Genomic DNA, 14,653 nt, shown 5'->3' with positions numbered 1-14,653 from the left:
AACTTTACTGATTACGCTCAAGACATTCATAAACCGCCATCATATCTCGTTTATCCAATTCACGAATGCGATTAAAAATTGGTATTTGCACAACAGCCTCTGTTAATAAACTCTCATCCACAACATCACTAACTTTTCCAGTTAACCATGTTTTTACATCCATGCCATCAACAACTTCTTTTAGTCCTTCGTCATTAATACCACTTGCATTACAAGTTACACATGGAATCGTTAGTTTAAAGACACCATCGTGCAAATTATCTTCAGTGATAACTTTCTTTCCTTTACAAAATGGACATGGATTACTTTGTTTAATTTTATTAATTTGGGTAACTAACTTTTTATATCCAAATGCTTCGTATACATACGTAAGTTTTTTATATTTACCATTTGTGAAATACTGATCTATAATGTTTTCTCTCGTTTCATAAACATTAGGGAAATCACAAACAGTTACTTGATTATTAACACTAATGGATTCGATATTTCCTTTTATTTCATCCCAGAATGGTAAGACATTTTGTAACACTATTTCATAGTTTGAAAAGCTTGCTTGTTCTAACTCAAACATTTTTAGTGCAACTTGTGCTTTTCTTGGCAATAAAGAAACATCTTCTGTCAATCTCATATCGCCACCAACTATATCCTTCAATTTATGAAGTGCAGGTAAATCACTGACTATTTTCAACACTTCATCAATTGGCTGATTGATAATTTCACGAATATCTGAGTTACCAAATTCAAGTGGTTTATGATGATTTAAAACAGTCCCTTCACAAATTGGGCATGTCATCATTTCTTTAGAAGTCTTAATTTCTTCTTTAATAGCTGCTTTTGAAATAACAATATATCCACCAATAATCGTATTAAATCCTACCCATGTTCTGCGTGTCTTTCCTTTTTTATCATAAAATGATTTTTCAAAATATCCGTACCAAAACGTATGCTTTTCTTCTTCTGACATATCATTATAGCTCTTTGACAAATTGTGACCAAGCTCATTTTTAATTTCTTCGAATAGAAATTCTATTTTTTCATATTGATAAAATTTTAATACTTTCATAATTTCTGGATCGAATAAACCGTCCCAAAATGGAACATTTTTATCTTGAATTGTAATATCTTTATCGAAAACTTCAATTTGAAGACGTCCAGAACAAGATGGACAATGATTGTCCTGTGAATAGAAATCAAAACTTCTCGTATCTTTATTAGTTGAATGAGCAGCTACAACATGATTAATTAGTCCACCAATTTCATATAAGAAACTATATTGACTATATAAATGCCTTTCAAGATCAATAGCAACAACAGGTGCAATTGTATCTGATTCATATTCACCATATATTAACCTAGCCATTGATGATAAACTTTTTAAAATACCACCCTTATAAATGTTTTCGGCATTTTTAAAATAGTTAATATGATTATCTTCTAAATAGTGAACTCCTTCCTTCTGCTTAAGCGCTGAAGAAATATGAATTTGTTCAGCATTATTCGCACTACTTTTTTGACGATAATAATCATCATGACTTACTACATCCAGATGGTTTATAGATTCAAGTTGTCTTTTCCCGAAATCTACAATATAATCAGAGCTTTCTAACATGTAACTATTATGTTCAATCATGATGATCGAGACTGATTCATCTTGCAATATCCCTCTAACACTATCTATAAATTGATTTAAAATATTTTGTGATAACCCCTTTGAAGGTTCATCAAAAATAAATAATGTATGTGGATTTTTTGTGTTTGCAAATAACTCCGAAACTAAGTGAACACATTGAAACTCACCCGTTGATAATGTTTGTGTTTTTCGTTCTAATGTTAAATAGCCAAGTCCTAGTTTAATTAATAGTCTCAAGCGTTTATACGCAATATCTTCATTTGGAAGTTCATCAATAATATCTTCAATCGAGCGCTCGAAAATATCATCGATTTCTTCACTATACTTTGTTAGTTTCTTTTTAATATCTAGGAAAGTGGCTACAGTTGATCGACTTGTTATCGATTGATTTCGATCTTGCCCTACCATAACTAGTTTATCTTTTGGATATCGTTTCAAGAAATCTGTAGCTAAACATTCATTGACAAGTGTAGATTTCCCGCAACCAGATTCTCCTGTAACTGTTACAAGCCTATTTTTAGGAATCTGAAACTCCACCATTTGGATATTACGGCAATATAATTCTTGGAATGTATAATATTCTGTTGGCACTTCTTTATTTAGATCGCACAGGATTGATTTTGGTCTTGGTGATTCTTTCACAATTTGTCCACCATATTTTCCGCTACCAGGTCCAAAGAACAATTGCTCATCTGTTGTATCCAGTACTGTATCTGAATGATCTATAAGCCAAATTTGATTTTTACACCCTAATTGCTTGATCTCTTCTAATATTTGTAATAATGTTTCATGATCAAGTCCAACTGAAATCTCATCAATAATAATTACAGCATTTTCACTTACTGCCATGAATTCAGCCAAATATAGTCGTGTTAACTCTCCACCTGACAACGTACCCATTATTCGATTTAATGTTAAATAACCAATGTTCATATTAATTATATTTTGTAGTATATGTTGCTTTGCTTCACTAATATGTAACTCTTCCGCTAACGCAAGAATAGATTCAACACTTAAATCATTAATACTTGAAATGGTATGTGGTTTAGCAAATAAATCTATAGTATGTTGTTCAATTTCTTCGCTATAACGTTTTCCCTTACATTTTTTACACTCAATATTTTTAGTAGTACCTCGGCCTTTACAACCAGTACACCAACCTAACTGGTTATTGAATGAAAAGACCTCAGGAGAAAGATGAAATACTTCAGCAAGTTTTTCGCGAATTTCAGTGAAAACACCGGTATGTGTACCTATCGTTGAACGTGGATTGGAAGAAATCGATGATTTTCCTAGAAAAAGTACTAAAGGCATATCCTCCATCTTAATCGCACTAAAATTCGTTTCCATAATATTAGGAAATAAATATTGATATTCAGCCTTTGGCAATAAAGAAACTAATCGTTTTTTTGATTCTTCACCAATCGTTTGACAAAAAGTTGTTTTACCCGATCCCGATAAACCAGCGACTCCAAACGACTTATTAAATGGAATGACTGTATCTAATTTATTTATGTTATTAGCAATTAATTGATTTACTTTCATATTAACCTCTATTCTTATTTTTCATTAAAATCATTTTTATAGTATAATAATTACACAATGAATATAACCTCTTATATAATTATCCTCTTACTTCAAGAAGCTTATCCTTATATATTTCAAACCATTGTTGCCATTCATCTTTAGAAAACTCTTTTTCTTCTCCTTCTAGAATGGAAGAAAAAAGATCTAAACAAATATGCCAACCTGCTATATCTTTCGGTGTATGATCAGTTAATTCATGAATGTATTCTTTAAGGAGTAAAAGAGAACCATTTTCCTCTTTATGTATTTCAAATCGAACCCGATCTTTATCCCAAGTAAATTCAAGTACTGAGTTTAGTTGACACTCTAAAATATCAATATTTATAAATGAACCATCCATCATGTCGAACTTTATGATTCCACCTGTTTTAAGGCTTTCAATCTGCAAATTAGACATCCATTTTTTTAACTTACTGTTTTCTGTTAAAACTGACCAAACCTCTTCTATTGAATATGAAAAATGACGATCAAATTGTACTACGTATTCATTATCTTGTTTATCTATTACAGCTAACATTATTAATTAACCCCCTCCAAAAAACGAATATACGTTCTATTTTACATGATTTCATAAAAAAAAGAAATCTCTATTCCACCCCACTTAGTTTAAGGATTTTTTGTTAGATTCAAAATTGATTGACTGATTATATATGAAAGTTCTAATCTGGTTGACCATGCTTTTATTGGATCAATAATATTATCTTGATTAAGACTATTGACATATTTTAAACCATCTACTGCAATATACCCGATTTTAAAATCGGTAAATTCTTTTATAATCATCGGCCATTCCCCATCAGTCATTCTGCATTTAGAATATTTTATTATGTAATCAGCTGCTTGTTTTGAAAGCCCACATGAACCAGCTGTAATATCTACTTGTTTCCCTAATTGTAATGAAATAATTTTATTTGATACTGTTTCTGTAACTTGCCATTCTTCAGGGTGTGTCTGAAAAGCTTTCTCCGTTCTGCCAATGATTAAGTAATCTACATCTACTATATTCTGAATGAATGAATTAAGCTCAACTGGATATTCTTTCATCCAAGTTAGTAAACGATCAAAGTCACAATAGTGATAGTAATCATGATCATAGTTTCTAACAAACTTCAAACAATCCCTACGTGCGTTCCCTGCCCCTGATTTTTCTACTATATTTATATGGAATTTACATTCCTCCAGTTCTTTTACAATTTCTTTAGCTGTTACATTACTAATTGTTATATATTTTTTATCATAATTTAAATTCATTAATTCCTCTTTTAGCTCTTTTATAGTAGATAATAAGCTCCCTGTTGGATCATGAGTAATGCATGTTAATGCCACTTGTTTTATAGGTTGCATAGTATATTCATCCCCTTTGCAAAATAAAAAGCAGAAAGAGTACTTTCTGCGATTTTTATAATAAAATAATATATTTCGTATGTTCAAATTGAATATAAAACAATAGTGTATACAAATAAACTCCACTACAATTCATAGATTAATATTATAAGCACTTAATTTAGTTTAATGATTTACCGCTTAATCGCATCGACAATTAACGATGGAAAACCAAGTTTATCACCTTTATTTCTAGAATCATACCTTTTCGAACGGAAAATTACACCGTCGTTTGCATCCCATTCATTGTAATAAAACTGACCATTTTCATCACAATATTCAAGTAATACTACCTCAAATCCAGCAGTTTCAAACATTTTCGTTAAAGTTTTATAATTATGAACAATTTTATGGCTTGCTGCTGGATGATCTTTCGGGCCAGGTCCACCTATTTGAACTATATTTTGGTACGCCTCATCTCGGAAAAATGCATCAGGAACGCCGCAGCGAATGTGCCCTGTTGGCTTTAAAAATTCATAACAAATTTCAGCTGCTTCTACACCTTCTTCAAACGTAAGGTGTTCCCATACATGCTCCGCTAAAATAGCTGAAAGAGAGTTGTATTCAAATCTATTTTCCCACGTAGCTTTATCTAGTAAGTTAAGTTCGTCTTCTTGCGTTTGAATCCAACCTGGATTATTATTAAACACTCCAGCTCCGACTACTACTTTAATTTCGTCTTGTTTTATTGCCAACACTTTCACCTCATAAACATTTTAATTTATTAATATGTTCTATGTTTAGTATTATCTTTCCTTCTTCAACAAATTAAGAAAAATATAATGAAAGTAATAACAACATAACGAATTAAGGAAAAAATTCAGTATCATGAGTCCAGAACAATATCTGAATTCAAACACTAAAAATTTCTTAATGCAACAATCTAACTAACTTTATGGAATCAGTTCATGATACACAACCCTTTTATTTCTTCTAGATAATGAACTTTTTTTAAAAGGAATAATCCTTACTATTATTTTTGTACCTTTCTAAATTTACGAATTAAAGTGAGTACTGTACCTGTAATAACCATCCATATACCCATTGCTGCACTGTTAGTTGTACTTGCACCTGTATTAGGCAGCTCTTTATATATAGAATCTTTTTTCTCGAAATTATTGTTGTTCGATATATTACTCTTATTAGTGTTATTAGCAAGGCCATTAGCTTTTCCAGTGTCTTTATCTTTCACAAATACTTTTTGTATTGTATTTACCTCATTGCCTATGGAATCTCTGACACTATATATTATTTCAAAAGTACCAGATTTAGATGTATCTACAGTTCCTTCATACACTACTTTAGAAGTAAGATCACCGCCCTCTTTATCAGTAGCTGACACTCCTATCATTGGATCGAATTGATCTCCTTTAATAATTGTAGTTGTAGCAGGTACTTTTAGCATCGGCATTTCATTTTTCACTTCTTCTCTAGCTTCGACCGTTACAGTTTGTTTCGCAGTTACTTCATGACCTTTTGAATCTGTAACTTTGTACGTTAATACATATGTACCGGCTTTAGAGGCATCTACTTCACCTTCAATCTTTACTTTAGAAGTAAGATCGCCGTCTTCTTTATCAATAGCCAACACTTTTGCCATTGGATCGAATGAATCTCCTACACGAATTGTCGCTGCAGTAGGCACTGTTAATATAGGATTTAGATCTGATGCTTCTCCATTTTCTTCTACAATTACAGTCTGTGTTGCCGTTGCATTCCCTCCTTGAGAATCAATGACCGAGTATTCTACAATGTATTTACCTGGATTTGAAGTATCTACATCACCTTTATATTTCACTCTAATTGTTAAATCACCATCTTCTTTATCAACAGCTTTTACATTTCTCATCGGGTCGAACGTATCACCGACATGTAGTGTAATTGTAGGTGGTACAGTTAATTCTGGGACTTGGTTTTCCTCAGTTTTTTCTTTTTCTTTCACTTCTCCATTAATTTTTGCTGCATCAAAAGCTTTTTGGACCGCTTCAACCTCAGTTGAATTTGCCCCATATATGTTTGTTGCAACTTTAAGACACGCTAATCTTAATTCAGAGAAATTAGAAGTCATGTTCAATTCATCAGTATTTGCATAATAGAAAATATCAAACATTTTATCTTCACCAATACCATTTACAGTTACACCGTTATGAGTGCCACCTTGTGCAATTAAATACGCGACTTTATTAATAATACTTGAGTTGAAATGAACGCCCTCATTATCCTCTCCGTTTAAATCACTGAATTTACTATAATCATCCGGATACGGTACTCCATCAAAAAATTTGACTGAAGATGGATTTTTCATATTACGGAGAACTGATCCACTTTGTTCTCCTATTGTCCAATTAAATTCGCCATTATTTATATATTTCTCAATAGCCGTTCCCATAATATCAGATAATGCCTCATTAATGGCTCCAGATTCCCCAAAGAATTCAAGATTAGATTCGCTAGATGTAACCGCATGTGTAAATTCATGGCCCGCTATGTCAAACGCTCTAACCATTGGATCACCATATATAAGCATACTAACATTATTAATATTAGCATTAAATGCATTCCCCCAATTTTTAGGATCATCTGTTTCTCCTGAATGCCATGCATGTACAACTGATACTACTTTTTTCCCCTTATTATCAAAACTATTACGCTTATATTTGTCTTTATAAAAATCATATACCTTTGTTGCTAAGAAATGAGCACTTACCGCCTTTGGTTCATTAAATGTTGTCGAAGTGCTAGTTGCTAATATACCAGGATAATATCTTTCTTCAAAATTAATATCTCTATAATTTACATCATAGGTCTCAATTCCTTGCCCTCTTGTATAATCAGCAAGCGCATATTTCCCATTACTTTGTTTAGAAATACCAAATGAGCGAGTTATACCTAAATCATCTTTTCCTGTTCCAGTTAATGAAATGGAATTATTTTTTTTACTCTCCTTTAAAGATTCAACATGCTCTTCACTTACTTTTAAATCTGATTCTTGTACCATGTTTTTCAACATATCACCATTTTGAGCATTCACTAAATAAGTTCCAGATACATAGTTTGGTGTTGCGGCTGCAAATGTAACTTGATATGCGTTAGTAGCCTGCCCATGATTTTCATCAACAAAAATAACTTCCTTAACTTCTGGCTCAGAAATAAATTTAATATCTTTCCCATACTTCGTATAAATATATTGTTTTGCTTCTTCTTTTGATAAATTAATAGGATTCTTTAAATCTTCTTTTGCTAAATTTTGTGCGCTATCTCCTGAAACGCTTTTAATAATACCCTTTTTATCTACATGAACAGTCAATTGGTGTCCATATACTTCTTTTCCTTCATATATTTGTTGCATACGCACAAGTGTAGTCCCATCATATGAACCACGTTTTTGAAGCACTTTGTAATCTACTCCTTTGTCTCCACTAACTTGTTTTGGAGACAAAGCATGCTCCGTCTTTTCCTTAAGTGCATCTTTGACTACATTCTCTGGCGTCTTTTGTGATGGTTGTGTAAGTTCACCTGTACGGAACGAATCCTCTTGAATATCAACTTGCATTTTACCCGTTTCCTCTGCATAACTTACTCCATATGGTGTTACGCTTGTTAAAGCTAATCCTGTTGTTAATGCAACTATAGCTATTTCTTTTTTATTTTTCATGTTATTTTCCTCGTATAATTTTCTAAAATATGAAACTGCTAAAATTTATACAATTTATTCCTATCATAAAAAGATGACTTCTGTAATTAACAAAAGTCATCCCTTCAATATGTAATATCCCTAATATATTTTCAATGCATAATTTCTATATAAAAAGAAAAAAGCATTCATTAACGAGCATTTTGCAATACTTTTATTAGGTCATTTATATTTTCAACTTTCTGCTGAAACTGATCAAATCTACTATGTAGCAATGAAGGATTTTTATCTTCAGTTGAAATAACTTTTTTTAATTCATTCTCTAATTTATCATATGTATCAAAGAAATTATCAAATTCTACACTTACAAGTTCTTCATTTTCTCGATAAAATCTTTTTGCTTCTATATAAGTCATGTATGATTTATTTAAAAATCCTAATGAAATTAAATATTTAGAAGCGTTTTCTTGATAAATAGCAATATCACATGCTATTTTAATATCAGAATAAGTCTTTTGAACGAAACAATGCAATTCAAAAATCTTAAACTTTAATACATTATTCATTTCATCCCCTCCCATCCTATCTATTCTACATAAAAAAAGGATATTATACAAAGTAAAATATCAATATAGTACAAAAATAAAAAGCGGAAGAATAATCCTTTCCACTTTTTATAGCAATAAATACATTTCATATTGTGCTAAAGAATTCTTTTCAAATCCAGTTTTCTTTAAAAATCCTTCTAGTAAATTGTTATTTGGAAATCCAATTGATAAACTTGCTATATTCAATTCTTCACTTGCCCTAAGTAGTAAACTCGTTGCAATGCCAATATTTCTATAATCTTTGTCTACGAAAATAAAACTAATTTTACCTTGTTCATTTATACATATAGAACCATTCAATTCATTTCCTACATATGCACCGTAAAATGTATTATTTGTTTTTTCGATATAATCCATATCATTTTGCCAATTAATATGGAAATGTAACCATTTCTGAATTTCAACTTTAAAAGATGGGAATTCTAATTGTTTTACTTCAATTCCCTTACCGCCTTTACTTATTATTTTAGTCAAATCTTTTAAATTATAATAGGATAGATCGTACACTTTTTCATAGCCTAATTTATTATAAAAACGAATTGCTCGGTCATTGCCTACAATGACTTCAAGAAAAAGTTGCTTACACTCGTTTTGAAGCGCCTCTTCTTTATGTAGTTCAAATAACTTTTGACTCACACCAATACCACGGTAATTAGGATGAACCGCTAATGTTCCACAGCGCATTGTTTTTATGTTTTCATAATCCTTTATCCCACCAAGTATTACACCAACTGATTTGTCACCGTCTAAAGCCAGAAAAGAGTGCTCTAGCAAGTTACCTTCTGGTCCCAAAAATCTTTTTATAAAATCCTCTTTTGAAACTTCCATTTTTATGATGTAATCTGAAAATCCGTCCCTAAAAGCCTCATATACTAAATCTATACTCACTTCACTGCATCTTTTGTATTGAATCATATAAAATCTCCCCCACTTACTCCTGTTAAACTTAGCATTCAAATACATAAAATGTACTAGTTACATCGTAGTTTAATTTTAAATTCTACCACTTAATTTGAAATGAACGGACACTTCCCTACATACCTCTCACTATTAATTTGTTTTATAACAAATGGTGCAATATCCCCATTTTTTATTTTGATTCCTGGCATATCTACTAAACTTTCTTTTATTTTTCCAATGCCCTTCCCATCCATAACAAATGGTAATCTAACAATTGTCCAATCTACATCACTACTTTGAATAATTTGTAATTCTTTATATTTATCTTGCATCATTTTTGGTAAAAATACTTTAAACAAGTGGGCCCCTATTTTATTCACAATTCTCTGATCTCCTGCGACATTTACAGAACCACCAGAAATAAGAATATAACGCTTAATTTCAAATCCCTTCATTACTTTCAAAATATGTTTCGTTACTGTACTAAAAATGTAAGGTTCATTTTTCGGTTGACCCACCGCATTTATTACAGTTTGACAACCTTTAAGTAATTCGCATATTGCAAAAAAATCACGTGCATCCCCAATAATAACCTCTAAATTTTCATTAGTTATCGTCATATTATTAGAATTTCTCGTTAATATTTTCACTTGATATCCCTTTTCTAACGCTTCGTTCACAAGGAATTTCCCAGCTTTTCCATTCGCGCCCAGAATAGCTATTTTATTTGTACTTTCCAATATTAAACCCCTCTTACTATCTATGATTTACTACATTAATCTCATACACACGTAAAAAAGCAATTAAATGCTCACATGCTCTTTCACATGCTAACATTTTAAATATTTTTTGTTCCTCTTTCGTTTTATCATTCGCTTGATCTGAAGCGGCTTTTAAACTTAGAAATGGTTTCTGGTTTATATGACACACATAAGCAAAAGCTGCCACTTCTTGATCAACTGCCAATGCTCCATATACAGTATGGAGTAAATATCTCATTTCCGAACTACGAATACGTTGATCTCCAGATAAGAATGTACCGAAGTGGATCGGATCATAAGATCGTATTTTTTTTATTCTTCTTACAAGTGACTTTGTTGTTTCAATAGGTGCTGTTCTACCATTATATAAGTTAAAAACATCTTCGCCCGAACCAGCAGCAGTAACATCGTGTTGTATTGCGTTTAGTGCCACTACAATATGACCATTTTTTACCTTGTTTGATAGGCTTCCGCATATTCCTGTCATAAACAACTCATCAGGCTGAAATTCACTAATTAATAATTGAACACAACTAGCACAACTAACTTTCCCAACACCAGTTATAACTGAAATAATTTCCAGATCATTTATAGTATGAAAATGAAATTCCCAAGCTGCTCTTTTTTCAATGCGTTCACTTGGATAATATTGTTGCAAATAATTAAGTTCAGGTTCCCATGCGGCTACGATTGCAATACGTTTCATTACACGCTTCACTTCCCCCACTGTCATTTAAATAAGTTATCTATACTTTCTTGTTCATAATTTGGAATCCACTCTTTATATTTTTTATATAAATTTCGTATTGTTTCTTTATTCTTCGTAATTACTTCACATCCTCTATCATCGTACATAAACATGATAATATCTTTTGTTGTATTTATGAGAAATACATCTAGATAAGAAATTTCTTTTTTACGTCCAAGACGAGGATAAAGACCTGGAAAATCTTCATGATTCGCTGCTTGAATAAGCCGGTTTTGCTTTATATCACTAGCGAAACATTTTAATGAAAATTGATATGTACAATACAAGTCAGATCCTTCATCTTAAAATAAAAATGGCATTGTTTCTTGCCTTATATGATACTTTAAATCTCTTTTCTGAATAATCGTCTATATATAATTATTTTCTGTAGATTTTTCGCATTTTCCTTTTTAAATCGATAAGCATTTGTTACTAAAAACACTTCATCTTCCTCTGAAAATATATCTTCAAATAAGTATTTATTATATGTATAAAGTTGAGAGAAGTATTCCATATTTAAATCGCGGGTTCCTTCTACATTTTGATATTTCCCACTGAGAGTATATGTATGGTCTTAATGTAACACCTAGAAATGTTTGATTCATATATCCTTTTAATTACATTTTCATATCCTTTCTACTCTACAATTTCTTTTAAATGCCAATATGCTTCTTCTAGCCACGGATGTATAACTTTCAATGTATCTTTTCTTTCCCATAAATATGAAATATATGCAAATGCAGCATGTTCCAACGATTTTTCCAATCCGTTTTTTACTTCTACTAAAAATGGTGGTGTTCCATTTTGATCCCATTCTATTTTATCGGCAACAAATAACACTAAATCCATCTTCTTTGCATGTTTACGCAGCGTGGTATGGCAACAGATTGCATTTAAAATCTCTTCATCTTTTACTTTAAATATCTCTTTTGCAATTACCCTCGACAATTTTTGATGAATAATCATCGGAAACTCTCGCTCTTCTTCTATGATTTCAACTCCAAATTCTTCAGCAACTGCAATCCGCACATCATTTGGAAATATTGCACTAATATCATGTAAATATCCCGCGATCGCTGCTTTTTCTTCATCACCATAAAACATTTCTGCAATTTTTCTCGCCTTATTTGCTACACGAATTGAATGTTTATATGTAAATTCTTGATTGTATATTAATAAAAAATCTTTAATATCATTTTCTATTTTTTCAGTTGGAGAAAATGAATATATATCTTTATATAACATAGCAAATCCCCCTTAAAACTAACTTTCAATATAATATGTAATTTTAATATCCTTATGTTTTGTATTCGCTATGAAGGTTTTAATCCCTTTTTAATACGTTACATGAAATTTTATGTGGAATCATTGCTACAAAATACATAAATGTTTGATATTATAGTAATGTTAATGATTTGTAAGGAAAGGAACTACATAATGAACAAAAACATATTAATTATTGATGATGATAAAGAAATTGTTGAATTACTTGCTGTTTATTTGCGAAATGAAGGCTATAACATTTATAAAGCATACGATGGCGACGAGGCATTGCAAATGATTTCTACATATGAAGTTGACCTTTTGATTTTGGATATTATGATGCCAAAACGAAATGGATTAGAAGTTTGCCAGGAAGTTCGTGAGAATAACACTGTACCTATTCTTATGCTGAGTGCAAAAGCAGAAGATATGGATAAAATATTAGGTCTTATGACAGGTGCAGATGATTATATGATTAAACCATTCAATCCATTAGAATTAGTAGCTAGAGTGAAAGCTTTGCTACGAAGATCATCTTTCCAAAATACTACTTCTCAAAAGAATGAAGATGGCATTCTTCATATTCGTTCTGCTGAAATACACAAACATAATCATACTGTTAAAGTAAATGGAGAATATATTAAACTTACATCTATTGAATTTGATATTTTATATTTACTTGCGAGTAATACTGGAAGAGTATTTAGCTCCGAAGAAATTTTTGAACGTGTTTGGAATGAAGATGGTTATGGTTCAAATAAAACTGTAATGGTTCACATTAGTAATTTACGGGATAAACTTGAAACAGTAATGAATGGAGAGAAGTTTATTCATACTGTTTGGGGAGTAGGCTATAAAATTGAGAAATGAAGCATTTGATATATTAAAAGATATCCCTAAATGGAAGTTAATTTTTTGGTTCTCGTTAGCTATCATACTTACCCCTATAACTGAATTAATTATATATCGTCTTGTTACAAGTGTAATTGAAAGTTCACTTACTTTAAGCGAACTCGGAAAAGAATTCATTAGAATTTTTGGTTATGAAAAATATAAAGGAATAAAGGAATCTCTATGGATGATGATTGTCTCTTATTTATTTTTATTTTCTATTTTCTCATCCTACCTATACATTTTTTATCGTCATGAAAGAAAAATGTACTATGAAACTTGTATTAAAAAAATGATTGAAGAGATTCGTTATATTGCAAATGGAAACTTCAATCATAAGGTTTCTATCGTAAACCATAATCATCTGGAAGAGCTAGCGACTGGGGTTAATCAAATTATTGAACAATTGAAAGTCTCAATTGATGAAGAAAGACAGGCGGAACAAGCAAAAAGTGAACTTATTACAAATGTATCACATGATTTACGTACTCCTCTTACCTCTATAGTTGGATACGTGAATTTAATCCACCATGATAATTATAGAGATGAAGTGGAATTACGTCATTATATACAAGTCATTTACGATAAAGTAACCCGTCTTAATGCATTAATGAATGACTTGTTTGAATATACACGTGTTCAAAATAAAGAATTAAGTTTATATTCTGTCCCCATTGATATTGTAGAGCTACTTGGACAATTAACTGTTCAATTCCGCATACAAGTTCAAGAAGCAAATATAGAATGTCGACCTTCTTTCCCATCTCAAAAACTCATGGTATTAGCTGATGGTGACAAACTAGTGCGTGTGTTTGAAAATCTTATTATAAACGCTATCGCTTATGGAAACGATGGTGGATATATCGACCTTGTTGCCTATGAAAGCAATAATATGATTACTATAGATATAACAAATTATGGTCAACCTATTCCAAGTACCGATTTACCTCATATTTTTGAACGTTTTTATCGCGTTGAGAAATCGCGTTCTACAAACACTGGTGGATCTGGACTCGGATTAGCAATTGCAAAAAGTATTGTCGAATTGCATAAAGGAACAATCGAAGTATATAGTGATGATAAAAAAACAACTTTCACTGTAAAACTACAACCATATAAATGTTAATATAGCTTAATTTTAGGTCCAATTTCTTACCAAATAAGAAATTGGACCTTTTATATTCCATTAACATCCAAAATTTAATAATACTTTTTAATTCTTTAGAAATTCTTTACCTTTTCTTTCTC

General features: G+C 31.2%; 12 protein-coding genes and 1 pseudogene. 2 read left to right on the top strand and 11 right to left on the bottom strand.

Annotation, left to right across the window (positions count from 1 at the left end; all coding sequences use genetic code 11):
- Window positions 1–4: 4 nt before the first annotated feature.
- From ACYVEC_RS15545 to yqeK, 11 genes and pseudogenes are all read right to left on the bottom strand, one after another.
- Window positions 5–3,175 carry an ATP-binding cassette domain-containing protein gene (locus ACYVEC_RS15545; RefSeq protein WP_063224888.1) on the bottom strand — a complete coding sequence of 1,057 codons (3,171 nt, stop codon included), beginning with the start codon at window positions 3,173–3,175 and terminating at the stop codon, window positions 5–7.
- A gap of 79 nt (window positions 3,176–3,254) precedes the next feature.
- Window positions 3,255–3,734, bottom strand: coding sequence for an SRPBCC family protein (locus tag ACYVEC_RS15540; RefSeq protein ID WP_063224887.1), 480 nt, complete (start codon window positions 3,732–3,734; stop codon window positions 3,255–3,257).
- Between the two features lie 89 nt (window positions 3,735–3,823).
- The gene (locus ACYVEC_RS15535) at window positions 3,824–4,561 is read right to left on the bottom strand and encodes a hypothetical protein (RefSeq protein ID WP_098555468.1); all 738 of its coding nucleotides are present in this window, start codon (window positions 4,559–4,561) and stop codon (window positions 3,824–3,826) included.
- A gap of 173 nt (window positions 4,562–4,734) precedes the next feature.
- Entirely contained in the window at window positions 4,735–5,295 is a 561-nt protein-coding gene (locus tag ACYVEC_RS15530; protein WP_063224886.1) for a class I SAM-dependent methyltransferase, read from the bottom strand.
- 278 nt (window positions 5,296–5,573) lie between these two features.
- Window positions 5,574–8,255 (bottom strand): M4 family metallopeptidase, encoded by a 2,682-nt coding sequence (locus ACYVEC_RS15525; RefSeq protein ID WP_199677728.1) that lies wholly within the window; start codon window positions 8,253–8,255, stop codon window positions 5,574–5,576.
- 170 nt (window positions 8,256–8,425) lie between these two features.
- Window positions 8,426–8,800 (bottom strand): hypothetical protein, encoded by a 375-nt coding sequence (locus tag ACYVEC_RS15520; RefSeq protein ID WP_063224884.1) that lies wholly within the window; start codon window positions 8,798–8,800, stop codon window positions 8,426–8,428.
- Between the two features lie 108 nt (window positions 8,801–8,908).
- Window positions 8,909–9,757 carry a GNAT family N-acetyltransferase gene (locus ACYVEC_RS15515; protein ID WP_275719351.1) on the bottom strand — a complete coding sequence of 283 codons (849 nt, stop codon included), beginning with the start codon at window positions 9,755–9,757 and terminating at the stop codon, window positions 8,909–8,911.
- A 92-nt stretch (window positions 9,758–9,849) separates the two neighbouring features.
- The gene (locus ACYVEC_RS15510) at window positions 9,850–10,482 is read right to left on the bottom strand and encodes an SDR family oxidoreductase (protein WP_098555473.1); all 633 of its coding nucleotides are present in this window, start codon (window positions 10,480–10,482) and stop codon (window positions 9,850–9,852) included.
- 16 nt (window positions 10,483–10,498) lie between these two features.
- Window positions 10,499–11,236, bottom strand: a complete 738-nt coding sequence (locus ACYVEC_RS15505; RefSeq protein ID WP_142332712.1) for a phosphorylase family protein — start codon at window positions 11,234–11,236, stop codon at window positions 10,499–10,501.
- Window positions 11,233–11,856, bottom strand: a pseudogene (locus ACYVEC_RS15500) (DUF3885 domain-containing protein). Before ACYVEC_RS15500 ends, ACYVEC_RS15505 begins: the two are co-directional and overlap by 4 nt.
- A 31-nt stretch (window positions 11,857–11,887) precedes the next feature.
- Window positions 11,888–12,496: a bis(5'-nucleosyl)-tetraphosphatase (symmetrical) YqeK gene (gene yqeK / locus ACYVEC_RS15495; protein WP_098555476.1), complete on the bottom strand. Its 609-nt coding sequence runs from the start codon at window positions 12,494–12,496 to the stop codon at window positions 11,888–11,890.
- A 192-nt stretch (window positions 12,497–12,688) separates the two neighbouring features.
- Between yqeK and ACYVEC_RS15490 the strand changes: the two genes are divergently transcribed.
- Window positions 12,689–13,384 (top strand): response regulator transcription factor, encoded by a 696-nt coding sequence (locus tag ACYVEC_RS15490; protein WP_063224878.1) that lies wholly within the window; start codon window positions 12,689–12,691, stop codon window positions 13,382–13,384.
- Window positions 13,374–14,531: a sensor histidine kinase gene (locus tag ACYVEC_RS15485; RefSeq protein WP_098556706.1), complete on the top strand. Its 1,158-nt coding sequence runs from the start codon at window positions 13,374–13,376 to the stop codon at window positions 14,529–14,531. Before ACYVEC_RS15490 ends, ACYVEC_RS15485 begins: the two co-directional genes overlap by 11 nt.
- The last annotated feature ends 122 nt before the right edge of the window (window positions 14,532–14,653 follow it).

The sequence above is a fragment of the Bacillus sp. MN7755 genome, from assembly GCF_054771475.1.
The sequence above is the reverse complement of the archived record's forward strand: the minus strand, read 5'-3'. Positions and strand labels throughout refer to the sequence as shown.

Bases quoted from the DNA above. Each gene is read 5' to 3' on its own strand.
- ACYVEC_RS15545 (WP_063224888.1), bottom strand. From the start codon at position 3,175: ATGAAAGTAAATCAATTAATTGCTAATAACATAAATAAATTAGATACA.
- ACYVEC_RS15540 (WP_063224887.1), bottom strand. From the start codon at position 3,734: ATGTTAGCTGTAATAGATAAACAAGATAATGAATACGTAGTACAATTT.
- ACYVEC_RS15535 (WP_098555468.1), bottom strand. From the start codon at position 4,561: ATGCAACCTATAAAACAAGTGGCATTAACATGCATTACTCATGATCCA.
- ACYVEC_RS15525 (WP_199677728.1), bottom strand. From the start codon at position 8,255: ATGAAAAATAAAAAAGAAATAGCTATAGTTGCATTAACAACAGGATTA.
- ACYVEC_RS15520 (WP_063224884.1), bottom strand. From the start codon at position 8,800: ATGAATAATGTATTAAAGTTTAAGATTTTTGAATTGCATTGTTTCGTT.
- ACYVEC_RS15515 (WP_275719351.1), bottom strand. From the start codon at position 9,757: ATGATTCAATACAAAAGATGCAGTGAAGTGAGTATAGATTTAGTATAT.
- ACYVEC_RS15505 (WP_142332712.1), bottom strand. From the start codon at position 11,236: ATGACAGTGGGGGAAGTGAAGCGTGTAATGAAACGTATTGCAATCGTA.
- yqeK (WP_098555476.1), bottom strand. From the start codon at position 12,496: ATGTTATATAAAGATATATATTCATTTTCTCCAACTGAAAAAATAGAA.
- ACYVEC_RS15490 (WP_063224878.1), top strand. From the start codon at position 12,689: ATGAACAAAAACATATTAATTATTGATGATGATAAAGAAATTGTTGAA.